The organism is Streptomyces sp. NPDC052107, assembly GCF_040680215.1.
GTDB lineage: Bacteria > Actinomycetota > Actinomycetes > Streptomycetales > Streptomycetaceae > Streptomyces.
Genome location: NZ_JBFAWG010000007.1, coordinates 25,906 through 50,274 on the forward strand (window position 1 = coordinate 25,906; position 24,369 = coordinate 50,274).

The following is a 24,369-nucleotide window of genomic DNA, read 5'->3' on the forward strand; positions in this document are numbered from 1 at the left end:
AACATCGCGGAAGCGAACCCGGCATCTCTGTGGCCACCTGACAAGAGGCGTCAGCGCCTACGAGCCGTCTTAGTAGAAGCTCCCTTTGCGCTCCTTGTGAAGCCCTCATGAAAATGAGCGCCCGGCGATCACCAAGCGAGGTTGAGGGAATGGCCAAGCACCGCAAGACGCAGCACTACCGGCGAATAGTCGTCGCCGCCGTCGCCATGGGAGTGGTGGGCGTGCCGTCCGTCGCCCTGGCCTGTTCCGACTGGCCGTACGGCAACAAGGACCGGGCCGACGTCGCCGCGACGAGCACGCCCGGGCAGCCGGAACACCACGGTCACCGGCATCACCCCCATCACCACCGCAACGCCCACCACCACACCGGCACGCCGCGGGCCACCGCGTCGCCCACGCACCGCCCCACCGCTCACCCGAGCACCAGCACGAAGCCCACCACGGCCCCCAAGCCCCGGACGACGGCTGCCCCCAGCACCACCAAGCCCACGGCCACGCCCACGCCCACGGCCACCGCGTCCGGGGCCACCGCGCGCGTCGTGCAGCTCGTGAACGCCGAGCGCGCCAAGGTGGGGTGCCATCCCCTGACCGTGAACGCGAAGCTGACGAAGGCGGCGCAGGACCACAGCGCGGACATGGCGGCCCACCGGAACATGTCGCACACCGGATCCGACGGTTCGTCCCCGGGCGACCGCATCACGCGGGCAGGCTACAGCTGGAGCTCCTACGGCGAGAACGTCGCCTACGGGTACGCCACCCCGGAGCAGGTCATGGCGGGCTGGATGAACAGCCCCGGACACCGGGCCAACATCCTCAACTGCTCGTACAAGGAGATCGGCGTCGGTCTCGCCCAGCCGGGCAGCTACTGGACCCAGGACTTCGGCACCGCCCGATGAGCCCGGGTCAGCCGCCCGCCAGCGGGTTCGGCAGCGGCAGGTAGCGGGCGTCCGCGCCGTCCGCCCCGGTCCAGCGCAGCAGCAGGTTGGTCTTGCCGGGCAGCGTGGGCGAGGTGAGCAGGGCGGGGATCTCGGGCAGGTCGTGCCGGGCGAGTTCGCGGCGGGCGGCGGGCCAGGGGTCGAGTCCGGGACGGTGTTCGGCGAGGGCGGCGGCGATCTCGGTGAGGTGGTTGACGACCAGGCAGTACACCAGCCGCTGCCAGCCCGCCGCCCGGGGCACGTCCGGCAGCAGCTTGGCTCCCTCGGCGTCCCGGTAGAGCACCTGGACGGGCGTGCCGGCCGCGTCCACGGCGACGAGGGTGTTCTGCAGATGGGCCTCCAGGACGACCCCGTGGTCGTCGAAGGCCGTGAGGGCGGGCGGCACGACCTGGCGCAGATAGGCCTCCCACCAGGCCGCCGGGTCGGCCGCGGTGGCCAGCGGGCTGCCGTCGAAGCCCTCGGCGAGGCCGGCGGCGAGCAGCGGGGTGGCACCCGGCAGCAGATGGCCGCGCAGGCCGTCGCGGACCAGGACGGCGAGCTCCTCGAAGGCGAACGCGGCCGTGCGGTAGCCGCGGTCGCTCAGCCAGGCCGCGGGCCGACCCATCGCCGCGAAGGCGTGCCGGGCGGCCGTGTCGGTGCGGCGCAGTCGGCGCAGGTCGTGGCGCCACAGGCGGCGGATGTCGTTGGTGATGCGGACGTCCAGGCTGAACTTCAGGAACAGGTCGCGCCGGGGCTCGTACACCGTGCGGATCGCCGCCGTCGGCCAGGTGTCGAAGGCGGTCGTGCCGAGACGGAGCAGGCGCCCGTCGGCGAAGGCCTCCGCCAACTCGCGGCCCATCAGATCCAGCTGCCAGGGGTGGGCCGGCAGCAGCCGGTAGCCGGGCGGGACCGGGCCGAGCGAGTCCAGGGCGCTCGTGTCGCCCTCCTCGGCCACCTGGTCCTCGCGGACGCCGAGCAGCACCAGCGGGAAGCGGGCGTACGCCTCGGGGGCGTACGGCAGCCAGGAGGCGACCGGGCCGCCGCCGCGCGCCTTGGGTGCCGGGTGGTACGGGTGGCCGGTGATCAGGGACTGCTCGGAGCGCAGATACGGGTCCGCGGGCGCCGTGGTCCGGGCGCGGGCGGTGAGCAGGGCCGCGACCGCGTCCCTGCTGTCGATCATTTCGGCGGGCAGGTCGCCGCCCGGCAGCCCGGTGTGCCGGCGCAGCTCCTCGGCGACCAGTTTGACCAGCTCGGAGTGGCCGACGCGGTGCCAGGCCCCGGCTGCGCACACCTCGGGGTCGGCGGGGCGCCGGCCGGCCCGCACGCGCAGCAGCCGCCCGCTGGGCAGCCGGTGGACCCGCGGGTCACCGGGGTGGCCGAGCGGCTCGGCCACCTCGCGCAGCAGGCAGTTCAGCAGGGGCGCGGCCGCGTAGGCGTCGGCCAGGGGGCCGACGGATCCGGTGGGGGGTGCTCCGGAGGAGGGAGAGGAATCCACGCGATCCATTCGTTTCGTCCGGGGTGGTCGCGACCAGTATGTCTGTCGTCGCCGACAATCGTCCTCCGTGCCGTGTGTACCCGAGGAGCCGACCGTGCACCGTCCCCCCGCCGCCGAGGCCCAGGTCGCCGAGGCCCAGGTCGCCGAGGAGCTGGCCGGCGTCCGGCCCGGGCTGCTGCCCCGGTTCACGGCTGAGCTGCCGGGTGCCCGCGCCGCGGTGCTGACCCGGCTGTGGCGGGCGCTGGCCCATGAACCGCTGCCGTGGGTCACGGGCCGGGTGCACGGCGCGCACAGCCTGGCGCTGCGGCTCGCCGACGGCCGGACGCTGTACGGGCCGCACGCGGACCCGTACGCCACGAGCGCGTATGTCACCGGCGTCCGCCTGGACCGGGAGCGCCATGCGGATCCGGCCGGGCTGATGGCCGCCCTGGGGGTGCCGCACGGTGCCGCGTTCGCGGCCGAACTGGCCGACAGCGTCGCCTCGTTGGCGCTGTCGCGGGCCGACGCGGATCACCCGAAGGAGTGGCCGGTGGGGGTCCCCCCGGCCGAAGGCTGGGGGAGGGACTGGGAGTGGGAGCAGCGGGTGACCGACGGGCATCCGTTCCACCCGGGCTGCCGTTCCCGGCCCGGTTTCTCGGTCGCGGACCAGCTGGCGTACGGCCCGGAACACCGGCCGGTGGTGGAGCTGGTGACGGTGGCGGTCCCCGCGGACGGGTGCCTGGTGACCGGCGACTGGCCGCGGGAGCTGCGGGACGGCGAACGGCTGCTGGTGCCGGTGCACCCGTGGCAGGCGGACCACGTGCTGAAGCGGCCGTACGCCCCCTGGCGCCCGGCCCGTCCGCTGCTCTCCCTGCGCACCCTCGCGCTGCCGGACGGCCCGCACGTGAAGACCGCGCTCAGCGCCCGGCTGACGTCCTCCGTGCGGGACATCTCCCCCTACTCGGTCCGGGCCGCCGCGCCCCTGTCCGCCCTCGGCGAGGAGCTGGCGGCACGCTCCGGGGGACTGCTGCACGTCACCCGCACGCCGGCCGCGGTCTCGGCCCACTCCCCCGACCTGGCCGCGCTGCTGCGGGAGTCGCCCGAGGCGTACGCCGGTCCGGGCGAGCGGGTCGTCCCCGTGGCCGCGCTCGCCACGACCGACCTGCCCGGCTCCCCCGCGTGGCTGGCCGCGTTCGCCCGGCTGGCGCTGACCGTGGGACTGCGCCTCCTCGACCTCGGCGTGGCCCTGGAGGCGCACGGCCAGAACCTGCTGGTGATCCTGTCGGCCGACGGCACCCCGCTGCGGCTGGTCTACCGCGACCTGGCCGACATCCGGATCAGCCCGGCCCGCCTGACCCGGCACGGCATCACCCCGCCACCGCTCACCGGCCGTCTGATCACCGACGACGAAACGGCCCTGCGCCGCAAGCTGTTCGGCTCGCTGGTGGCCGGCGCCCTGGCCGGTACGGCGGGTTCCGGCCCGGCGCTGGGCACGGCGCTGGCGTCCGCCGTACCGGACCTGCCGGACACCCCCGACCTGCGCGCCCTGTGCGAAGGGCCGCTGCCGGCGAAGGCGTTGACCCTGATGCGCCTGTCCCCGCGGACCCGGGGCGACCAGTGGACCTCCCTGCCGAACCCGCTCGTTTTGGAGCACGACCCGTCTGATCAATAAGATCCGGCGATGATCACAAGACAACGGCTGGCGGCGGGCGTCTGTGCTCTGCTCGCCGCCCTGGCGGCCGGGATCGCGTTCCCCGGCGGGGCCGTCGCCGATGAGACGGAACAGGCCGCTCCCAAGGTCGAACTCGTGCTGGACGTCAGCGGTTCGATGCGGGCGCGGGACATCGACGGCGGCTCGCGGATGGCCGCGGCGAAGCAGGCGTTCGACGAGGTGCTGGACGCGACCCCGCAGGAGGTCCAGCTCGGCATCCGCACGCTGGGCGCCAACTACCGCGGCAACGACCGCAAGGAGGGCTGCAAGGACACCGCGCGGCTCTACCCGGTCGGCCCGCTGAACCGGACCGACGCGAAGACGGCGGTGGCCACGCTGCAGCCCACCGGCTGGACGCCGATCGGCCCCGCGCTGCTGAAGGCGGCGGACGACCTGAACGGCGGAACCGGCACCCGCCGTATCGTGCTGATCAGCGACGGCGAGGACACCTGCCAGCCGCTCGACCCGTGCGAGGTGGCCCGCGAGATAGCCGCCAAGGGCATCGGCCTGACCATCGACACGCTCGGCCTGGTGCCGGACGCCAAGACCCGCGACCAGCTCAGCTGCATCGCGGACGCCACCGGCGGCACCTACACCGACGTGCGGCACAGGGAGGAACTGTCGGACCGCGTGGGCCAGTTGGTCGACCGGGCGGCGGATCCGGTGGTGACGCCGGTGGCCACGGAGGGTGCCGCGCAGTGCGCGACGGCACCGACCCTGAGGTCCGGGTTGTACACGGACCGCGAGGAGTTCGGGCAGCAGCGCTGGTACAAGGTCGACGTCGACCCGGGCAAGGAGCTGCGCGCCTCGGTGAGCGTGGCCGACGACCGCGCCGTCAACCCGGACTACGGGGTGCTGCTGCGGGCGGTGACCGTGCGCGGACGGGAGATCGTGCGCGGGGAGGCCGCCGGTGACGGCCGTACGGACGTCATCTCGACGGGTCTGCGCTATCCGAAGCCGGAGAGCGACGACGACACGGCGATGGCGGAGACGGTGTGCCTCCAGGTCACCAGCTCCTTCTCGGCCGCGGCGGGCGTGAAGACCACGCCGGGTCTGCCGCTGGAACTGACGGTCGATGTCGTGGACGGGCCGTCGGGGCACCATGACGTGGCCTCCTTCGGCCTCGGGCGCGGCTGGTGGCTGCTGGGCGCCCTGGTGCTGGCCGGCTTCGTCGCCGGTCTGCTGTGGGGCTGGCTGTCGCGCTGGCGGGTCTCGGTCTGGAGGACGAACTGATGCGGATCACACGTGTGCTGGGTGCCACGCTGCTGGCGCTCGGGATGGCGGCCGGACCGGCCGCGGCCGACTCCTCCCCGTCTCCCAGTGCCTCCGCCGACGGCACGGCACCCACCCGGGCGGGCACGTCGTTCCGTACGGCGACGGAGATCGAGCAGGGGCAGCAGGCCACGGCCTCCGGTTCGACGGGTGACTACCTGTACTGGTCGTTCCCCGCGGACACCGGGCAGCGGCCCACCGTCAGGGCGACGGTGAAGCTGCCCGCCACGCACGGGGCGCAGACCTGGCAGATCGACGTGTACGACGGACTGCGGCGCCGGCAGGCCTGCCAGTACGGCGCGGCGAGCCGTACGGCCGAGCAGGGCGCGTCCTCCGTCGAACTGGCCTGCGTCCTGCGGACCGTGCGCGGGTGGTCGGAGCCCTGGGCCGACGACCCGCTGCCGGGCACGTACTACATCCGGCTGACGGTCGTGGACCTCGGCTCCGCCGACCTGGGCAAACCGGTCGGCGTCGAGGTCCGCGCCGACTCCAGGGACATCGGCGGTGCGGCGGCGGCGGACGGCTCGCTGGGCAAGCCGCTGGTTCCCGGCATCGCCGTCAAGTCGAAGGACGGCGGGGGCGGTTCGAAGACCGCGGTGCTGTCCAGCTTCGGCTCCGACGACGGCTGGTCCTCCGGATGGTGGTCCGACCGGTGGGTGTGGACCGCGATCGGGGGCGCGCTTGCGGCTCTCGCCGGTATCGGCGGGTATGCGTTGACGCGAGGGTCCGGTCGGCCGTCGCGGGTGCCGCCGAACGTGTGAGCCGACGTGTTGCGAAGGCCCGCCTCCGGCGGGCCTTCGCTTTTTCCGTTCTCACGTCTCTCGCAGCGCCTTGGCCAGTGTGCCGTCACCGGTCACCGTCACCCGCCCGTCGCGTACGGCGTCCCTCAGGCCCAGCTCCCCCCGGGCGACCGCCTCGCAGGTCGCCGCGTCCACGGTGAGGCGGGCGTCGGGCTCCCCCGGTGCCGGCCCGTCACCGTACACCTGGCCCTCCTCCGTGCCGACGCACAGGTGGAAGTCCCCCTCCTCCAGCCGGACTTCGACCAGCCCCTCCCCTTCCAGACCCCGCAGCAGCGGCAGGGCGAACCAGTGGGCGCGGACCGCGTCGGTCGGCCGCCGCTCCCCCAGCTCGGCCTCGCCCCACCGCCCGAGTGCCTGGAGCACCGGCAGCAACGCACGCCCGCGCTCGGTGAGTTCGTACACGTAGGCCGCCCCGGGTGGAGGCAGCCTCCGGCGGGTCGTGAGGCCGTCGCGCTCCATGTCCTTCAGCCGGGAGGCGAGTACGTCCGTGCTCACGCCGGGCAGGTCCGCGTGCAGGTCCGTGTAGCGGCGGGGACCGGCCAGCAGCTCCCGGACGATCAGCAGGGTCCAGCGGTCGCCGACGAGGTCGAGGGCGCGGGCTGCGGAGCAGTACTGGTCGTAGCTTCGGCGAGGTGGCATGCGACGCAGTCTAGACAAGATGTTGGACTTTCCAAGCGTCCACTTGGTAAAACCAAGTAACACCAGTTTCCGGAGGGGCGCATGGAGTTCCGGCAGTCGAACAAGCTCAGCGAGGTCTGTTACGAGATCCGCGGCCCGGTGATCGAGCACGCCAACGCGCTGGAGGAGGCGGGGCACAGCGTGCTGCGCCTGAACACCGGCAACCCCGCGGCCTTCGGTTTCGAGGCGCCGGAGGAGATCCTCCAGGACATGATCCGGATGCTGCCGCAGGCGCACGGCTACAGCGACTCCCGCGGCATCCTCTCCGCCCGCCGGGCGGTCGCCCAGCGCTATCAGAACCTGGGCCTGGAGGTCGGGGTCGACGACGTGTTCCTCGGCAACGGTGTCTCGGAGCTGGTCTCCATGGCCGTACAGGCACTGGTCGAGGACGGCGACGAAATCCTCATCCCGGCGCCGGACTTCCCGCTCTGGACCGCCGTCACCACCCTCGCCGGCGGCAAGGCCGTGCACTACCTGTGCGACGAACAGGCCGACTGGAACCCGGACCTGGCCGACATGGCGTCGAAGATCACGGACCGTACGAAGGCCGTGGTCATCATCAACCCCAACAACCCGACGGGCGCGGTGTATCCGAAGGAGGTCGTCGAGGGCATCCTGGACCTCGCTCGCCGGCACGGCCTGATGGTGTTCGCCGACGAGATCTACGACCAGATCCTGTACGACGACGCGGTCCACCACTCGGCCGCCGCCCTCGCCCCCGACCTGGTCGTCCTCACCTTCTGCGGCCTGTCGAAGACGTACCGGGTGGCGGGTTTCCGCTCCGGCTGGCTGGTGGTGACGGGCCCCAAGCAGCACGCGAGGGACTATCTGGAGGGCCTGACCATGCTGGCCTCCATGCGTCTGTGCGCCAACGCGCCCGCCCAGTACGCCATCCAGGCCGCGCTCGGCGGCCGCCAGTCCATCCGCGAACTGACCCTGCCCGGCGGCCGGTTGTACGAGCAGCGCAACATCGCCTGGGAGAAGCTGAACGAGATCCCCGGCGTGTCCTGCGTGAAGCCCAAGGGCGCGCTGTACGCGTTCCCGCGCATCGACCCCGAGGTGCACAAGATCCACGACGACGAGAAGTTCGTCCTCGACCTGCTCCTGCGCGAGAAGATCCAGGTGGTCCAGGGCACCGGCTTCAACTGGCCCTCCCCCGACCACTTCCGCATCCTCACCCTCCCGCACGCGGAGGACCTGGAGGCGGCGATCGGCCGGATCGGACGCTTCCTCGGCGGGTACCGGCAGTAACCGTCGCCCCGTCACTCCCTCGCGCCGGACCGTGTCGGCGCGGGAATCCACGGCCTCGATGCGGAGTGCCGGGCCGTCCGGGAAGACGGCCGCAGACCTGTGCGAAGATCGCGTGGGTCTGCTGTCCTTCCGGCAGCAGGCGTGCCCGGGGGATCCACGGGGTCTTGCACGACGTCGACCGCGCGCCTGACCAGCGCCGTACGGGCGTTCCCCCTGGCCCGGTTCCGACAGACCAGGGGGAGCAGTGTCGTTGGGGTACCGAATACGTTGGACGGCCGTGGCCGTGGCCATGGTGTGCGGGGCGGCGGCCGGGCTCGCGGCGCCGGCCGCGCAGGCGGCGCCGCCTTCGCCGCCGGGTCCGGCCGCCGGGCAGGAGGCCCGGCAGGCCGCGCGGTTCTGGACCGCGCAGCGCATGGCGGACGCCCGGCCGCTGGACGCGGCGCGGGTGACGCCGAGCGGGCCGGAGCAGCCGGTCGCGGCGGCCGGCCGGCCGCAGGGCACGATGTTCGGCGGGAGCCGGCTGATCGGAACCTTCTTCGGGTCGGACGGGCCCGGTGGCACCACCTGGCACTGCACCGGCAGTGTGATCGACACCCCGGCGCGGAGCATCGTCCTCACGGCGGCCCACTGCGCGCTGAACATGAAGGGCGACTATGTCTTCGTCCCGAACTTCGTGAAGGGGGCCGGGCCCGACCGGCAGCCGTACGGCATCTTCCACATCCAGCGGATCTTCATCGACCCCCGGTATGTGCCCGACAGAGGGTCCACGACCACCAAGAAGCCCGCGTCGGACCTGGACACCGCGTTCGCCCGGGTCTCGGCCAACCAGCGCGGCCAGAGCCTCCAGGACGCGGTCGGCGGCGGACTGACCTTCACCCGCGCGAACGGCTACACGCACAGGAACGTGACCGTCGTCGGCTACCCCTCCTACCGGCACAACAGCACCGGGCGCGCCGTCAAGTGCACCGTGCTGACCGGGCAACTCCCCGGCTACCGGCAGATGTCGATGACCTGCGGCGGCTACTACGGCGGCGTGTCCGGCAGCCCGTGGATCACCGACTACAAGGACGACGCGCGCACCGGCCACGTCATCGGCGACCTCGGCGGCTACAACGGCGGCGGCAACGACGCGAACGTCGACTACATCAGCTACGCCCCGGCGTTCGGCGACGACGCCGCGAACCTCCTCGCCGACGCGGTGGCGAACCAGGACCCGCCGAGCGACCTGCCGCCGTACCAGGGCCTGCAGTTGCCCGGTGGCGCGGCCCGCTGGCGGAAGGCCGCGCTGCTGGCCTGCGCCGACTACACCGGCGACCACCTCGGCGATCTGCTCGTCGTGTGGTCCGACGGCGGGGTCACGCTGTATCCCGGGGACGGACAGGGCGGGTTCGGGGCCGAGAAGCGGCTGCTGCAGGCCAACTCCACCTGGACGCACGCCCGGAGCATCACCGGCGGGACCTTCGGCGGCACCCGGCCGGGCCTGCTGGTGCGCTGGTCCGACGGCGAGGTCACCCTCTATCCGGACCTCGGCGCCTCGGGAGTGGGACGCGAGGTGCAGATGGCGAAGCCCGACTCCGACTGGAGGAACGCCGTACAGCTCACCGCCGGGCAGTTCCACGGCGCCCGGGGCGCGACCGATCTGCTGGCGCGCCGGTCCGACGGCAGCCTGATGCTGTACACCGGGATCCGCTCCGGCTCCTTCGGCACCGGAAAGCGGATCCTGGCGGCGAACGGCACCTGGACCAAGGCCGCGCTGCTCACCGGTGCGGCCCTCAAGGGCACGGCCGGCGCTGACCTGCTCGTGCGCTGGTCCGACGGCTCGCTCGACAGCTGCACGGGCGTCTCGGCCGCCGGGCCCGGCACCCGCTCCCGGCTGCTCGGCCCGAACGGCACCTGGCAGCACGCCCAGGTCTTGACCACCGGCGACCTCACCGCCGACCACACCGGCAACGACCTGGTCGTGCGCTGGTCCGACGGCGAGACCTCGCTCTACGCCGACACCGGTGCCAAGGCCCTCGGCACCGAGAACACGCTGGTCCCGCCCGGCACCTGACCGACGCGACGACACCTCAGGGGGAACGATGCGCGCGACGACCCGGCTGACCACCGGCCTCGCCGTCCTCACCGCCGGCCTGACCCTGACGGCCTGCGGCACGACGACCACCACCACCGCCGAGGGCACGGCCGCGCCGCCGTGCCGTACCGCCTCGCTGGCCTGGACGCTGGCCGTGCCCGGCACGGAGCGGGGCACCGGCCGGGCCCACGCACGGCTGACCGCCGTCAACAAGGGTCCGGGAGCCTGTGTGTTCGACGGCTATCCGGGGCTCGAGATCCACAACGGCAAGGCGGAGAGCATCGAGGGCACCGGGCACGGGCACCCTGCCGCCGTCGCCCTGCCCGCGAAGGCGTCGGTCACCGTGGACCTCACGTACACGCCCGGTGGCACGAGCGGCGCGGGCGACTGGTGCGTACGGCAGCGCGAGGTGGTGGTCCGGGCGCCGCACGACTCCCGCGCGGCCGTCGTCCCCGTCACGGACGCGCACCGCGGGGCCGTCGCGATCGACGCCTGCGGCGAGACGGTGTCGATGGCGGCGCCGCGACGCACACCGCACGTGCGCTGAACGGCGGTACGGGATCGGGGAATGCCCGGCGGCGGCCGTCCGTTGAGGATCTCCGTTGGCCATCATCGGACAGGGGGAACGACGCATGCCGATCGACGTGCACGGAACGGTCGCAGAGGGATTCGAGGGCGTACGCGAGGAGTTCGCGGCGGTGCTCGCCGAGGAGCGGGACGATCCGGGCGCGCAGCTCGTGGTGTACCGCCACGGGCGGCGCGTGGTGGACCTGTGGGGCGGGGACGGCATCGACGGGGACTCGCTGACGACCCTGTACTCCATCGCCAAGGGCGCCGCGCACCTCGTCGTCGCCCTGCTGGTGCAGGAGGGGGTGCTCGGCCTGGACCGTGAAGTCGCCGCCTACTGGCCCGAGTTCGGCGTCCACGGCAAGGAGCGGCTGACGCTGGGCGAGCTGCTGGAGCACCGGGCCGGACTCGTCAGCGACGCCGAACAGCCCTTCACCATCGAGGAGTTGGCCGACGACCGGATCACCGCGGCCCGGCTGGCACGGCGCACGCCGCTGTGGGAGCCGGGTACCGCCTGGGGCTACCACGCCTTCGTCATCGGCGCCCTCACCGGCGAGGTGGTGCGCCGGGTGACCGGCCGGTCCATCCAGGAGCTGTACGAGGAGCGGATCCGGGCGCCGTACGGACTGGACTACTACCTGGGCATGCCGGCCGAGGCGGAGCCGCGCTGGGTGGACGTGCAGCCGCTGGTGCCGACCCCGGAGGAGGCCGCGCTGCTGAAGGAGCGGGCGGCGGCGCCGGACAGCATCCGGGGCATGGCCTTCAACGCGCACGGGCCGGAGCCGACCGACCTGGTGGCCTTCGGCAATCACCCCCGGGTGAAGGCACTCGGGCCGACGTCCTCGGGCGGGGTGGGCAACGCGCGCGGGGTCGGCGGGATGTTCGCCGCCGCCATCAGCACCGTGGACGGCCGGCCGCCGCTGCTCACGCCCGCGACCGCGGCCCTGTTCGGCGCGCTGCGCACGCCGGGCGGGCCGGACCTGGTCACCGGCAGCGAGGACCACTTCGCGCGCGGCTTCGAGTACACCCCGGCGCTCTACCCGTTCCTCGGCGCCGGCACCTTCGGGCACAGCGGCGCGACCGGCTCGCTGGGCTTCGCCGACCCGGCGAACGGCATCGCCTACGCCTACACCCGGCGCCGGTTCGCCTTCCCCTCCGGTGTGGGCGCCGCCCTGGAGAACGGCCGTCTGGCCGAGTCCGTCCTGCGGGCGGCCGCCGCCCTGTGACACGGTGCTGACAGGCGAGTGGGAAGGCGGGAAGGCGCTGACGTGGGTGACCTCTTTCTCGTCCGGCACGGTGAGACCGAGTGGTCGCGGTCCGGGCGGCACACCGGCTGGACCGACGTACCCCTCACCGAGCACGGGCGGGAGGAGGCGCGGCGGCTGGTGCCGCTGATCCGCTCGCACCGGATCGGGGCCGCGTTCGTCAGCCCACTGCAGCGGGCCCGGGAGACCGCCGAGCTCATCGGGATCCCGGACGCCCGGGTCGATGCCGATCTGCACGAATGGGACTACGGCGGGTACGAGGGCGTCACCACCGTGGAGATCCAGCGGAGCCGGCCGGGCTGGTTCCTGTTCACGGACGGGGTCGCACCGGGGCCGCCGGAGCATCCGGGCGAGACCCCGGAGCAGGTCGGCGAGCGCGCCGACCGGATGCTGGGCAAGGTCGACGCCGCCCTCGCCAACACCGAGGGCGTCGTCGTGCTGATCGCCCACGGCCACTTCCTCCGCGTCCTCACCGCCCGCCGCCTCGGCCTCCCGCCCCAGCACGGGGCCCTGTTCCAGCTGGCGACCGGAACCCTGTGCCGGCTGGGCACGGAGCACGAGCGGCCGGTGGTGGCGGGGTGGAACATCCGGCCGCGGGAGTAGGCCCCGGGCACGGGGCCTGGACACGGGCGACGGCCGCGTTGTCGGACCCCGGCCGTACTCTGCGAATGGGCCGTCCGACGGGCGGCCCAGGACAGGGCAGGAGACGGGGAGGAGCGCGCCGTGAGCCGACCGCCGACCGCCGCGCAGCGGCGGGTGATCGAGGCCGCCGATCCGGTGACCGGGCGGCTGCGCGGTACGGAGGCGCAGCTGGCGGCGCTGGTGAAGCGGGGGCTGGCCTTCCGGCACCCGAGGCCGCCGCACGAGCACTTCCTGACCCCGGCAGGGCATCGCATACGGGACGCGGAGCCCCCGGGAGCGGTGTCCGAGGCGGAGCCGGCGGAGCCCGCGGCGGACGCGGGGGTGTTCGCGGCGCGGGTCGGCGGCGAGGAGGAGCCGCCCGCGCAGACTCCGGCGCGGCTGCGTGCGGTGCACAGCGCCTGGCAGGGGCTGCTGGAGCTGCGCCGGATGACCAACCCCGACGGCGCGGTGGACCGGCCGTGCGGCTGGGAGCGCACACATCTGGTGCGGGCGGCGGCGCTGGCCCTGGAGGCGGCCGGGCACCGTCCGGCGAGCGGGAGCGCGGACGGTTACCGGGTGCGGGCGACCCCGCAGCCGGAGGCGGTCGCCGTGTACGCGGCGGACACGGAGGGCCTGGCGGCCTGCGCGGCCACGCTGGAGCGCGCGGGCTGGCAGTCCGGCGAGTACACCGAACCGCGCACGAGGGTGCGCTATCTGCTGGCCTCGCCGCGCCGGGTGTGAGCGGCATGCCAAGATCGATCGACCGGATATTCGCATGCGAGAAGGGCAAGCAGTGGCCGAACCGTTTTCCGTCCGTGTGACCGTCCGCGGCTACGAGACCGACACCCAGGGACACCTCAACCAGTCCGCGTACCTCAACTACGCGGAGCACGCCCGCTGGTCGCTGCTCCAGGCGGCCGGCATCAGCCAGGCCCGGCTGGTGGGCCGGGGTGTGGGGCCGGTGGCGCTGGAGACGACGCTCCGTTTCCGGCGCGAACTGCTCGCCGGCGACGAGGTCGACGTGACCTGTGCGTTCGAGTGGGGCGGCGGCAAGACCTTCCGGATCGCGCAGGAGATACGCAAGACCGACGGCACCCTGGCGGCCGAGGTCAGCGCGGTGGGCGGCCTGCTGGATCTCAAGGAGCGCAAGCTGGTCGCCGACCCGCGGGAGGTGTTCAAGGAGCTGACGACGGACCTCGCCCTGTTCGGCCTGTAGGCCCCGCCGGCCTAGGCGTCGAGCAGCTCGGGCCGGTGCTCGACGTCGTAGGCCGCCCGCGCCTCGGCGATGTACATGCGGTTCCGCTCGGCCCAGTCGGTCAGCCGCTGCAGGGTGTCGTTCAACTCGTGGGCGACCGGCGTGAGTTCGTACTCCACCTTGGGGGGCACGGTCGGGTGCACCGTGCGGGTCACCAGTCCGTCGCGTTCCAGGTTGCGCAGGGTGAGGGTGAGCATCCGGCGGCTGATGCCCTCGATGCCGCGCTCCAGTTCGGTGAACCGGATGGGCCCGTGCGAGGCGGCGACGAGGATCTGCACGCTCCATTTCCCGGCCACCCTGTCAAGAACTTCGCGGACCGGGCAGGCCTGCGCGTTCACTGCCTGGACGGTAACACCGGTGTTCCTTCGGGACATCGGACTGCCTCCTTACGCCGGCCTCCATGGTCACTCACGATAGTCCCCGTTACAAGTCGTGCACCAAGGTGAGCATGAGGAACGGGGTAGCCATGTCGGCCGTCATCGAGAACAGCCCGTCACCGACGCCGGTGACATCCCCACGACCGTACTCCCGCTGGACGTCTCTCGCCGTGCTGTGCGCCGGAACGCTGATGACGATCCTCGACGGCAACATCGTCACAGTGGCGATGCCGGCCGTCCAGAACGACCTCGGCTTCAGCGGGCCGGGTCTTGCCTGGGTCGTCAACGCCTATCTGATCGCGTTCGGCGGACTGCTCCTGCTGATGGGCCGGCTCGGCGACCTGGTGGGCCGCAAGCGGATGTTCGCCACCGGGCTGGCCGTCTTCACCGCGGCCTCGGTGCTGGCCGGGGTGGCCACGAGTCAGGGGCTGCTGATCGCGGCGCGGGCGCTGCAGGGGGCCGGCGGGGCGATGGCGTCGGCCGTGGTCCTCGGCATGCTGGTCGCGCTCTTCCCGGAGCCACGGGAACAGGCCCGCGCCATCGCGGCGTTCAGCGCGGTCGGCGCGGCGGGCGGGGCGCTCGGCACCTTCCTCGGCGGCGCGCTGACGCAAGCCCTGAACTGGCACTGGATCTTCCTGATCAACCTCCCCATCGGGGTGGTCGCCTGGCTGGCGGCGGTGCGGGTGCTCGCGCCGGAGCGCGGCGCCGGGCTCGGCAGGGGCGCCGACTATCCGGGAGCCGCGCTGGTCACGGGCGCGCTGATGCTCACGGTGTACGTCGTCGTCGGCGCCGGTGGCCGCACCCCGGCCGGCACCGCACTGCTCTCGGTCCTCGCGCTCGCCCTGTTCGCGGCGTTCACCCTGCGCCAGGCCCGGGCGGCCCGCCCGCTGCTGCGGCCCCGTCTGTTCCGCTCCCGGCTGCTGACCGGCGCCAACACGGTGCAGGTGCTGATGATCGCCACGATGTACGGCTTCCAGTTCATCGGCGCCCTGTATCTGCAGAGGGTGCTGGGCTACGGCGAGTTGGCGACCGGCACCGCGTTCCTTCCGGCGCCGGTCGCGATCGGTCTGCTGATGCTGGGCCTGTCCGCGCGCACGGTCGCCCGGTACGGCCCGTACCGGGTGCTGCTCGCCGGTCTGGCGCTGATCGTCGCCGGTATGGCCCTGTTGAGCCGTGCACCGGTCGGCGCCTCCTACGCCGTGGACGTGCTGCCGCCGCTGCTGCTGCTCTCCGCCGGGTTCGCCGCGGCGATGCCGGCCCTGACCGGGCTCGCGATGTCCGGGGCGCGGGAGGAGGACGCGGGTCTGGCGTCCGGGCTGTTCAACACCACGCAGGTGGTGGGAGGTTCGCTGGGCCTGGCGGTGCTGAGCACGCTGGCGGCGAGCCGCACCGGCACTCTGCTCGACCGGGGTGCGGAGCTGATCCCGGCCTCGGCGGAGGGCTACCGGCTGGCGTTCCGGGTGGCGACCGGGATCGCGGTGGCCGCACTGGTCCTGGCGGGTGCGGTGCTGCGGCCGCGGAGCCGGTGACACCGGCGGGCGCTTCAGCCCGCGCCGAAGGCCTTTTGTGGTCCTCGGCCCACTCCCGGAAGGTCCGGGCCGGCCGGCCGCCCGCGGCCACGCGCTGCCAGGTGGGCCCGCGCGCCTGAATCCGGGTGGCCGCCCGCATGCGGTGGCGCGCCTGAAACGGGATGCGCGGCGGCGGCCGTGACTGCGATGCTGCGGGACCATGCCCGCACGACGCATCAAGCCCAGCCGCTGCATCTCCGTCGACATCGAGGCCGACGGGCCGATCCCGGGGCCGTACTCCATGCTGAGCATCGGCGCGGCCGTGGCCGGCACGCAGGATGCCGACGGCTTCACCCCGGCGGATCCGGAAGAGCGGACCTTCTACCGCGAACCGCGGCCGATCTCCGGCGAGTTCGTCCCCGAGGCGCTGGCGGTGAGCGGCCTGGACCGGGACCGGTTGATGGCAAAGGGCACCGAACCGGGCGCCGCGCTCGCCGAGTTCAGCGTCTGGGTACGGCAGGTGAGTGCGGGCACGCAGCCGGTGATGTGCGGGTATCCGGCGTCGTACGACTGGACGTTCCTGTACTGGTATCTGATCCGTTTCACCGGCGAGAGTCCCTTCGGGCACTCCGGCTGCCTGGACATGAAGACGCTGTACGCCACCAAGGCCGGGCTGCCGTTGCGGGCGGTGGCCAAGGGCACGATGCCGCGGGAGTCGCTGTCCCGGCGCCGGCACACCCACCACGCCCTGGACGACGCGACCGAGCAGGCGGAGCTGCTGGCGAACCTCATGGCGTGGCCGGGTCCGGGTCCTGGTGCGTCGGTACCGCGATCTGGTTGAAGCCGTAGTAGAGGGCGAGCAGGCCGTGCGCGGCCAGGGTGAGCGGGGCCGAGACGAAGGCCAGGCCCACCGTGACCGGGTAGCCGAGGGAGCCAAGGGCGAAGCGGGCACGGGTCGCCCGGGCCGCCGTGGTGTCGACGCGCGCGTCGAAGAGGTGGCCGGTGCGGGTGAGGTGCCACCACAGGGCCTGGAAGGCGAGGGCCATGGCGACCATGACCAGGCTGTAGACCGCGGCCGCCGCGTGCGAGGCGGCGTCCTCGCGCAGATACTCCGCGAGCATGGCCGTCGGCCACGGCACCGCGGCCACCACCATCAGGAGCAGAAGGTTGAGGAACATCAGCGTGCGGTCCACCCGGGCGACATAGCTGAACACCTGATGGTGGTTGACCCACATGATGCCGATGACCAGAAAGCTGACCGCGTAGGCGGCGTACGACGGCCACTGCGCGCCCAGCGCGTGCCACAGGCCGCCGTGTTCACCCGCCTTGGGGACCTTGATCTCCAGGATGAGCAGGGTGATGGCAATGGCGAACACGCCGTCGCTGAAGGCCTCGACCCGGCCGGACTCGTTCATGGTCCAAGAGTGCCGCACACTCCCGTGCGGGGCACGGCGATCGCCGTGCCCCACAGGGGAGTTCAGTGGGTGGGTGTGAGTTCCTGTCCCGCCTCCATCGGGTGCGTGACGTCCTCGGCCTCCTTGCCCTTGCCGATGTGGTTGAAGAGGAGGTTGAGGACGACGGCCGTCACACAGCCGGTGGAGATGCCGGAGTCCAGGACGATCCTCGCGGTCTCGGGGAAGGCGTGGTAGAAGTCCGGCGCGGTGATCGGGACGATGCCGACCGCGAGGGAGACGGCGACGATCAGGACGTTGTTGTCCTTCTCCAGGCCGGCCCGGACCAGGGTCTGGATGCCGCTCGCGGCGACGGAGCCGAACAGGACGATGCCGGCGCCGCCGAGGACCGGGCGGGGCACGACCGCGATGAGGGAGGCGGCCATCGGGCACAGGCCCATCAGGACGAGGAAGCCGCCGCCGACGGCGACGACGAAGCGGCTGCGGATCCTGGTCATCGCGACGAGGCCGATGTTCTGGGCGAAGGCGCTGCACATGAAGCCGTTGAACAGCGGGCTGATGGCGGAGCCGAGGGTGTCGGCGCGCAGGCCGGCCGCGATGGTCTTCTCGTCCGCGGGGCGTTCGACGATCTCGCCGAGCGCCAGCATGTCGGCGGTGGACTCCGTCATGGAGACGACCATCACCACGCACATCGACAGGATCGCCGCGATGTGGAAGGTCGGGGTGCCGAAGTGGAACGGGGTCGGGAAGCCCACGACGGCGGAGTGTGCGACGGGGCTGAAGTCGGTGACGCCGAAGGGTATCGCGATGAGCGTCCCGATGATCAGGCCGAGCAGGACCGCGACCTGCTTGACGAAGCCGCGGGTGAAGCGGCGCAGCAGCAGCACGATGAGGAGGGTGATGCCGGCCAGGGTGAGGTTGGCCGTCGAGCCGTAGTCGTGCGCGGCGGGGTTCGGTCCCTGGGCCCAGTTGAACGCGACCGGGAGCAGGGAGACGCCGATCAGGGTGATGACCGAGCCGGTGACGACGGGCGGGAAGAAGCGGACGGCCTTGCTGAAGAAGGGCGCGGCGACGAAGCCGAGGAGACCGGCGACGATGACCGCGCCGAAGATCATCGGCAGGGCGTCGGACTTGTCCTTCGCGGACGCCACGATCGCCGTCATGGGGGCGACGCCGGCGAAGGTCACGCCGTTGACGAAGGGCAGGCGGGCGCCGATCTTCCAGAACCCGAGGGTCTGCAGGAAGGTGGCGAGCCCGGCGGTGAACAGACAGGCTCCGGTGAGGAAGGTGAGGTCTTTGCCGGACAGGCCTACGGCCGCGCCGACGATCAGGGGTGGGGCGACGACTCCCGCGTACATGGCGGCCACATGCTGCAGGCCGCTGGTCGCCATTTTGAGGGCGGGGAGTTTCTCGTCAACAGGGTGGGCGGCCACGGCGGCTCCTCCGGTCGGGTAACACGTCGCCGTCGACGCAGGGTCGACGTGGGTTTCATGGAGGTGGTGCGTGTGGTCGTGCGGGACCGGGACGGGGTGGCGCTTGAGCGGTTCGAGCGGTGACCGTTCCGGGGCGCGTGCTTCCACACGCGCCCCGGAGACGGCTGCCGTGGGCCCCGCTCGGGTCCACGGACCCCGGTCGGGAGCCGTCCCTCCCGACCGGAGCGTTCCGGCGAGCCGGCCACAGGGGCCGACCGCCGCGTCTTCCGGCACGCCGCCCGTACAGGGCAACCTGCCAAGTCCTCCGGCAGACCGGCCGCATGGCCCGACCTGCCGAGACCTGTGGCCAACACCCGTACGGGGCGACCGCCAAGTGTTCTGGCGGGCCACCCACGAGGGGCGACCGCCAAGGCGTCCGGCAGGCCCGCCGCGAGAGACGACCGCCAAGTCGTCCGGCAGGCCACCCACGAGAGACGACCGCCGTGTTGTCCGGCAGGCCGGCCGCATGGTCCGGCCCGCCTGGTGCTCCGGCGACGGGCCCTTGCGGGTCAGCCGCCGGGGCTGTCGGCAAACCGGCCGCGGGGCCGCTTTCCGAGGCCTTGGGTGAACCGCCCCTACGGGGCGACCGCCAGGTTTGTCGGCGGGCCGCTGGGGGCGGTCGCCCAGGGGTTCGGCGGACCCCGCTGCGGGCGGGTTCGCCGAAGGTGTCGGGTGGGCCGGGCGTTGGCGCGGCCGGCCCACCGGCGTGTGGGTGGGGATCAGGCCTGGGCGCTGATCCGGGCGAGGCGCTGGGCCTCCTCGCGGGTGGAGCGGGCGATGGCGTCCTCGTCGACGGTCGTCAGGCGGCCGTCCGCGACGATCTGCTCGCCGTTGACGAAGGACGCGGTGACCGGGGCCGCCGCACCGAAGACCAGCGCGGTCACCGGGTCGGCGATGGAGGCGTGGGCGAGGGTGTCCATCTTCCACAGCACGACGTCGGCCAGCTTGCCGGGCTCCAGCGAGCCGATCTGGTCGGCCCGGCCGAGGACCTGCGCGCCGCCGTAGGTGCCGAGCCGGAGCGCCTGGCGGGCGTTCAGCGCGGCCTCGCGGTGCGCGCCGAGCCGGTTGATCAGCAGGGCGTTGCGCAGCTCGGTGTGGAGTTCGCCGGACTCGTTGGAAGCGGTGCCGTCGACGCCGAGGCCGACCGGGACACCGGAGGCCAGCATGTCGGGGACGCGGGCGATGCCGGCCGCGAGGCGGGCGTTGGAGGACGGGCAGTGGGCGACACCGGTCTTGGTCCGCGCGAAGGCGGCGATGTCGGAGTCGTTCATGTGGACGCAGTGCGCCATCCACACGTCCTCGCCGAGCCAGCCCGTGGACTCGAAGTAGTCGGTCGGACCCATGCCGAACAGCTCGTGGCAGAACTTCTCCTCCTCCACGGTCTCCGAGCCGTGGGTGTGCAGCCGCACGCCCAGTCGGCGGGCCAACTCGGCGCCCTGCTTGAGTAGTTCGGTCGACACCGAGAACGGGGAGCAGGGGGCCACGGCCACCTGGGTCATGGCGTCGAAGGAGGCGTCGTGGTGCATCCTCACCGTCTCCTCGGTCGCCGCGAGCGCACCCTCCAGCGTCTCCACGGCGAAGTCCGGCGGCAGGCCGCCGTCCTTCACGCTGCGGTCCATCGAGCCGCGGGCCAGCGTGAACCGCACGCCCATCTCGGCGGCGGCCCGGATGATCGAGCCGGACAGGTCGCCGGTGCCGTGCGGGAAGACGTAGTGGTGGTCCATGGCGGTGGTGACACCGCCGCGGGCCATCGTGGCGAGGGATCCCTGTGCGGCCGCGTACGTCATCTGCTCGTCGATGCGCGCCCAGGTGGGGTAGAGCGCGACGAGCCAGTTGAACAGGTTGTGGTCGGTGGCGAGGCCGCGGGTGATCCACTGGTAGAAGTGGTGGTGGGCGTTGACCAGGCCGGGCGTGGCCAGATGGCCGCGTCCGTCGATCCGGCGCACCACGTTCTCCAGGCCGTCGGGGGCCTGGCCCGCGCCGACGGACTCGATGCGGTTGCCGGCGAGGACCAGGTGTCCGGAGGCGTACTCGGTGTCGCCCGCGTCCACGGTCGCGATCGCACAGTTCTCGATGACGATGCGCTGGGCTGCCGAAGGTGCCATGGCGCTTCCTTGTCTTTCAGTGGCGGTCCGTGGACGGGGTCTCGTCCACGAAGGAGGGCACGGCAGGACCCTAGGAGGATTTGAGTGCCGGGGCGGGTTGCCCGCACCGGGTGCCGAGGTGGTGGAAGAACAGGTTGAGCAGAACGGCGGCGAGCGCGCCCACGCTGACGCCCGAGCCGAGCACGGTCTGCGCCCAGGCCGGGAAATCGGCGCAGAAGGGCGGCGCGGCCAGCGGGATGATGCCGGCGCCGAGCGCCACGGCGACCAGGATGATGTTGGAGCTGTCGTCCAGGCCCGCCCCGGACAGCGTACGGATGCCGCTGACAGCGATGGAGCCGAAGAGCACGATGCCCGCGCCGCCGAGCACCGTCATGGGAACCAGGGAGACGACCGCGCCGAGCACCGGGAAGACGCCGAGGACCAGCAGGGCGCCGCCGGCGACGGCGACTACGCAGCGGCTGCGCACCCGGGTGAGCGGGACGACGCCGACGTTCTGGGCGAAGGCGGAGGTGGGGAAGCCGCCGATGACCGGGCCGAGCAGGGTGGCGATGCCGTCGGTGCGCAGGCCCCGGGTGATGGTCCTCGCGCCGGTGCGGCGCTCGCAGATCTGGAGCGCGGCGGGGACGAGCCGCGTCGGGTGGAGCTTCTCGTCCACCGGGTGCACGGACGTGACGGCGTCCTCGGTGTGCACCGGCGGGGTGGAACAGGGGGCGTGGGCCGACCCCTTCGCAGGCTGTGCCATGGTGTTCCCTCCGGTGTGGCGTGTCCTCGGCCCGGTGCGCGGCTCCGGGGACACGCGTCCCGCGTCAGAGGTTGGTCATGTCGACCGGGATCTTCGGCTCGCAGCCGTCCCGGAGGATGGTCGCCTCGATCAGGCCGTAGGGCCGGTCGGCGGCGAAGTAGACCTCGTTGTCGTTCTTGAGCCCGAAGGGCTCCAGGTCGACCAGGAAGTGGTGCTTGTTCGGCAGCGAGAAGCGGACCTCGTCGATCTCGCTGCGGTTGTTGATGATGCGCGCACCCATCTGGTACAGCGTCTGCTGCAGGGAGAGGGAGTAGGTCTCGGCGAAGGCCTGGAGCATGTGCTTCTTCACCTGCTCGTAGGACTTCTCCCAGTTGGGCATCTTCTGCTCGTCGTCGGTCCAGTTGAACCGCCAGCGGCCGGAGACCGAGGTCGCCAGGATCCGGTCGTACGCCTCCTGCAGGGTGGTGTACTTGTCCTTGACGTAGCCCCAGAACTCGGAGTTGGTCGAGTTCATCACCGTCAGGTCCTTGAGGCCCGAGACGACCTCCCATGACGAGCCGTCATAGGTGATCTGCGTCAGCCGGGTCTCCTGGCCCTTCTTCACGAACGAGTGCTTGACCTCGTCCGCCCCGATGAACTTGGAATTGGCGTCGGAGGTCTCGATCCGCTCCCAGGCGTACTCCTCGATGCGGATCCGGGCGCGGTGGATCGGCTCCTGCGAGGTGACGAAGTGGCGGGCGAGGTGGATGCCGAACTGCTCGGCGGACTCGATTCCGTACTCCTTGGCGAACGCGAACACCGTGTTCTTGGTGGTGTCGGTCGGCAGGACGTTGGCGTTGGAGCCGGAGTAGTGGACCTCGTCCATGTCGCCGCTCAGGGCGACGGAGACGTTGAGGTCCTTGATGTGGTGGGTGGCGCCGTCCCGCGTGATCTTTACGACTCGGTTCTCGGCCTTGCCGTACTGGTTCTGTCCCAGGATCGTGGGCATTTCTGCTAGCTCCCTCGGTAAACGGAGTAGCCGAACGGGTTGAGCAGCAGCGGTACGTGGTAGTGCTCGCCCGGTACGACGGCGAAAGTGATCGCCACCTCCGGGAAGAACACGGCCGGTCCGCTGTCCCGATTCGCGGGGGCGTCCTGCTGCGCATCGGCTTGCTTCTTCTCGAAATACGGCTCCACCGCGAAGTCGAGCCGTACGTGTGTGGTCCCCTCCGGCAGGGCCGGCAGGTCCTTGCACCGGCCGTCGGCATCGGTCGCGCTGCCGCCGAGCGCCTGCCAGTCCCCTCCTTGCCCGTAATGGGCGGACCGCCCGGCGCGGGCGGAGAGCTGGACGGCGACGCCCTCGGCGGGGCGGCCGACCGAGGTGTCCAGGATGTGGGTGGACACGGAGGCGGTGGTGCTGGTGCTCATGGTGTCAGGCGTCCTCTTCGACGAGTCGGGCCAGTCGGATGCGGTTGATCTTGCCCAGCTCGGTGCGGACGATCTCCCGCTCCCGCTCCGGCGCGTTGCCGATCCGCTCCTTGACCGCGTCGCGCATCTGCTCACCGGTGCGGCCGCTCGCGCAGATCAGGAACACATGGCCGAACTTCTCCTGGTAGGCCAGGTTGAGTTCGAGCATCTCGGCCTTGAGGTCCTCGGACGCGCCGGCCATGCCGCGCTGTTCGCGGGCGGAGGCCGGGTCCCGGGGCTTGGGGCGCCCGATCGGCGGGTGCCCGGCCATCGCCTCCTCCAGGTCCGCGGTGCCGAGCTCGGCCATGGCGGCGTCGCTGGCGGCGTAGAGCGCGTCGGCGGTGGCGTAGGGGCGGGCGGCGAGCAGTCGCCGGACCCACTCGGTGGAGGCACACGCCTCGTGGAGGGCGGCGAGGGCCGCGCGCTCCTCCAGATCGTTGAACCGGGCCAGGCCCGGGGGCGTGGAAGTCGAAGTCACGGGAGCCTCCGCGGCCGCGATGGGCCTTCGTGCTGAACGGGCTGCGAACAGCTAACGCCCTCCGAAACACGACGTCAACACTTTGTTGAAAATTCGGCCGCAGCGCTACGGAACCCGTGGCGCCGGCTCAGACACCCTTCTCCCGGTTGAGGTAGTTGTAGACCGTGAAGCGGCTGACCCCGAGCGCGCTCGCCACGGTTTCCACTCCGTGCCGCACGGCGAAGGCGCCGCGTGCCTCCAGTATCCGTACGACCTCCTGTTTCGCCTTGCGGTCCAGGTCGGCCAGCGGCCGGCCCTGTCTGCGCTCCATGGCGGCCAGGATGTGGTCGAGGGAGTCGGCGAGCTGGGGCAGGCGTACGGCGACGACGTCCTGGCCCTCCCAGGCGAGGACGACGTCCTCGGGGCCGGCCTCGTCGGGCGGGATCATCTCCCCGCCCATGGCGTCGACCAGCGGTTTCACGGCCGCGATGAAGGGCTCGTCACCGGTGCCGGTCATTCGCCCGCTCCGATCACGTTGACCTGCAGCGAGATCCGCGTGGCACCGGCTTCCAGGGACTTGCGCAGCAGCGACTCCACGGCGGTCAGCACCGCGTCGGCGCCGCCCTCCGCCGTGTTGCCGAAGGGACCGACGTCCACCGCGTCCAGCTCCGCCGCCTCGATCACCTCGCGGGCCGCCAGCGCGTGCGCGGGCGCCTCGTCCAGGTCGAAGGGCTCGGTCGTGAACTCCACTCTCAATCGCACTGCGCCCCCAAAAAATCCCTCTGACCTGCATTTTTATCCCAATGACCCATCGAGAGGGCACATCAGGGCACAACGAGGACACAGCGACCGGGTGCTCGACAGCCGCGATGTACCGCAGGCCAATCAATTTCACGCGACGGAACCGGTGCATCCGCCACGAGGCGACCCTAGCCGACCAGGGCATCCCTGCACCCTGTACGTGACCG

The 24,369-nt window shown here is 72.2% G+C and carries 24 protein-coding genes and 1 pseudogene; 13 read left to right on the plus strand and 12 right to left on the minus strand.

Going from position 1 to position 24,369, the window contains the following annotated elements:
- The first annotated feature begins 149 nt into the window (after positions 1–149).
- Positions 150–896 (plus strand): CAP domain-containing protein, encoded by a 747-nt coding sequence (locus tag AB0M27_RS09700; protein WP_365719742.1) that lies wholly within the window; start codon positions 150–152, stop codon positions 894–896.
- Between the two features lie 7 nt (positions 897–903).
- Here the strand turns inward: AB0M27_RS09700 and AB0M27_RS09705 are convergent, their stop codons facing one another.
- Entirely contained in the window at positions 904–2,418 is a 1,515-nt protein-coding gene (locus AB0M27_RS09705) for an IucA/IucC family protein (RefSeq protein WP_365719744.1), read from the minus strand.
- An 85-nt stretch (positions 2,419–2,503) separates the two neighbouring features.
- Here AB0M27_RS09705 and AB0M27_RS09710 point away from each other — a divergent pair, with 85 nt between their 5' ends.
- From AB0M27_RS09710 to AB0M27_RS09720, 3 genes are read left to right on the plus strand one after another with little or no spacing between them, the layout of a single operon-like run.
- The gene (locus AB0M27_RS09710) at positions 2,504–4,060 is read left to right on the plus strand and encodes an IucA/IucC family protein (RefSeq protein WP_365719746.1); all 1,557 of its coding nucleotides are present in this window, start codon (positions 2,504–2,506) and stop codon (positions 4,058–4,060) included.
- 9 nt (positions 4,061–4,069) lie between these two features.
- The gene (locus AB0M27_RS09715) at positions 4,070–5,332 is read left to right on the plus strand and encodes a VWA domain-containing protein (protein WP_365719748.1); all 1,263 of its coding nucleotides are present in this window, start codon (positions 4,070–4,072) and stop codon (positions 5,330–5,332) included.
- Entirely contained in the window at positions 5,332–6,132 is an 801-nt protein-coding gene (locus AB0M27_RS09720; RefSeq protein WP_365719750.1) for a hypothetical protein, read from the plus strand. The genes AB0M27_RS09715 and AB0M27_RS09720 overlap by 1 nt, the downstream gene beginning before the upstream one ends.
- Positions 6,133–6,183: 51 nt before the next feature.
- Here AB0M27_RS09720 and AB0M27_RS09725 read toward each other — a convergent pair whose 3' ends face one another.
- Entirely contained in the window at positions 6,184–6,810 is a 627-nt protein-coding gene (locus AB0M27_RS09725; RefSeq protein ID WP_365719752.1) for a winged helix-turn-helix transcriptional regulator, read from the minus strand.
- An 81-nt stretch (positions 6,811–6,891) separates the two neighbouring features.
- Between AB0M27_RS09725 and AB0M27_RS09730 the strand changes: the two genes are divergently transcribed.
- The 7 genes from AB0M27_RS09730 (at position 6,892) to AB0M27_RS09760 (ending at position 13,843) form a co-directional block, all read left to right on the plus strand.
- Positions 6,892–8,100 (plus strand): pyridoxal phosphate-dependent aminotransferase, encoded by a 1,209-nt coding sequence (locus AB0M27_RS09730; protein WP_365719754.1) that lies wholly within the window; start codon positions 6,892–6,894, stop codon positions 8,098–8,100.
- Between the two features lie 277 nt (positions 8,101–8,377).
- Entirely contained in the window at positions 8,378–10,153 is a 1,776-nt protein-coding gene (locus AB0M27_RS09735; protein WP_365719756.1) for a trypsin-like serine protease, read from the plus strand.
- A gap of 28 nt (positions 10,154–10,181) precedes the next feature.
- Positions 10,182–10,721, plus strand: coding sequence for a DUF4232 domain-containing protein (locus AB0M27_RS09740; RefSeq protein ID WP_365719758.1), 540 nt, complete (start codon positions 10,182–10,184; stop codon positions 10,719–10,721).
- Positions 10,722–10,806: 85 nt separating this feature from the next.
- Entirely contained in the window at positions 10,807–11,967 is a 1,161-nt protein-coding gene (locus AB0M27_RS09745; protein ID WP_365719760.1) for a serine hydrolase domain-containing protein, read from the plus strand.
- A 42-nt stretch (positions 11,968–12,009) separates the two neighbouring features.
- Positions 12,010–12,609 carry a histidine phosphatase family protein gene (locus tag AB0M27_RS09750; protein WP_365719762.1) on the plus strand — a complete coding sequence of 200 codons (600 nt, stop codon included), beginning with the start codon at positions 12,010–12,012 and terminating at the stop codon, positions 12,607–12,609.
- A 120-nt stretch (positions 12,610–12,729) separates the two neighbouring features.
- Positions 12,730–13,368, plus strand: a complete 639-nt coding sequence (locus AB0M27_RS09755; RefSeq protein WP_365719764.1) for a hypothetical protein — start codon at positions 12,730–12,732, stop codon at positions 13,366–13,368.
- A gap of 52 nt (positions 13,369–13,420) precedes the next feature.
- Positions 13,421–13,843, plus strand: coding sequence for an acyl-CoA thioesterase (locus AB0M27_RS09760; protein ID WP_365719766.1), 423 nt, complete (start codon positions 13,421–13,423; stop codon positions 13,841–13,843).
- A gap of 11 nt (positions 13,844–13,854) precedes the next feature.
- Here the strand turns inward: AB0M27_RS09760 and AB0M27_RS09765 are convergent, their stop codons facing one another.
- Positions 13,855–14,256, minus strand: a complete 402-nt coding sequence (locus AB0M27_RS09765) for a helix-turn-helix domain-containing protein (protein WP_365719768.1) — start codon at positions 14,254–14,256, stop codon at positions 13,855–13,857.
- Positions 14,257–14,348: 92 nt separating this feature from the next.
- On the opposite strand from AB0M27_RS09765, the gene AB0M27_RS09770 reads away from it, so the two are divergent.
- Together AB0M27_RS09770 and AB0M27_RS09775 are read left to right on the plus strand one after the other, a co-directional pair.
- Entirely contained in the window at positions 14,349–15,788 is a 1,440-nt protein-coding gene (locus AB0M27_RS09770; protein ID WP_365720155.1) for an MFS transporter, read from the plus strand.
- Between the two features lie 199 nt (positions 15,789–15,987).
- Positions 15,988–16,608, plus strand: a complete 621-nt coding sequence (locus AB0M27_RS09775) for a 3'-5' exoribonuclease (protein WP_365719770.1) — start codon at positions 15,988–15,990, stop codon at positions 16,606–16,608.
- Here AB0M27_RS09775 and AB0M27_RS09780 read toward each other — a convergent pair.
- The 9 genes and pseudogenes from AB0M27_RS09780 to AB0M27_RS09820 form a co-directional block, all read right to left on the minus strand.
- On the minus strand, positions 16,556–17,182 hold the full coding sequence (locus tag AB0M27_RS09780; protein ID WP_365719772.1) for a TMEM175 family protein: 627 nt from the start codon (positions 17,180–17,182) through the stop codon (positions 16,556–16,558). The genes AB0M27_RS09775 and AB0M27_RS09780 overlap by 53 nt on opposite strands.
- Positions 17,183–17,244: 62 nt before the next feature.
- Positions 17,245–18,612, minus strand: coding sequence for a nucleobase:cation symporter-2 family protein (locus AB0M27_RS09785; RefSeq protein ID WP_365719774.1), 1,368 nt, complete (start codon positions 18,610–18,612; stop codon positions 17,245–17,247).
- A 758-nt stretch (positions 18,613–19,370) separates the two neighbouring features.
- Positions 19,371–20,756, minus strand: coding sequence for an 8-oxoguanine deaminase (locus tag AB0M27_RS09790; RefSeq protein ID WP_365719776.1), 1,386 nt, complete (start codon positions 20,754–20,756; stop codon positions 19,371–19,373).
- A gap of 70 nt (positions 20,757–20,826) precedes the next feature.
- Positions 20,827–21,363 (minus strand): annotated as a pseudogene (locus tag AB0M27_RS09795) (solute carrier family 23 protein); the annotation flags it as partial.
- 199 nt (positions 21,364–21,562) lie between these two features.
- On the minus strand, positions 21,563–22,486 hold the full coding sequence (pucL, locus tag AB0M27_RS09800; RefSeq protein ID WP_365719778.1) for a factor-independent urate hydroxylase: 924 nt from the start codon (positions 22,484–22,486) through the stop codon (positions 21,563–21,565).
- 5 nt (positions 22,487–22,491) lie between these two features.
- Positions 22,492–22,905 (minus strand): hydroxyisourate hydrolase, encoded by a 414-nt coding sequence (gene uraH / locus AB0M27_RS09805; RefSeq protein WP_365719780.1) that lies wholly within the window; start codon positions 22,903–22,905, stop codon positions 22,492–22,494.
- A gap of 4 nt (positions 22,906–22,909) precedes the next feature.
- Positions 22,910–23,422, minus strand: coding sequence for a 2-oxo-4-hydroxy-4-carboxy-5-ureidoimidazoline decarboxylase (gene uraD, locus AB0M27_RS09810; RefSeq protein WP_365719782.1), 513 nt, complete (start codon positions 23,420–23,422; stop codon positions 22,910–22,912).
- Between the two features lie 127 nt (positions 23,423–23,549).
- Positions 23,550–23,918 (minus strand): helix-turn-helix domain-containing protein, encoded by a 369-nt coding sequence (locus AB0M27_RS09815; protein ID WP_365719784.1) that lies wholly within the window; start codon positions 23,916–23,918, stop codon positions 23,550–23,552.
- Positions 23,915–24,163 (minus strand): hypothetical protein, encoded by a 249-nt coding sequence (locus tag AB0M27_RS09820; protein ID WP_365719786.1) that lies wholly within the window; start codon positions 24,161–24,163, stop codon positions 23,915–23,917. Before AB0M27_RS09820 ends, AB0M27_RS09815 begins: the two co-directional genes overlap by 4 nt.
- Positions 24,164–24,369 lie beyond the last annotated feature (206 nt).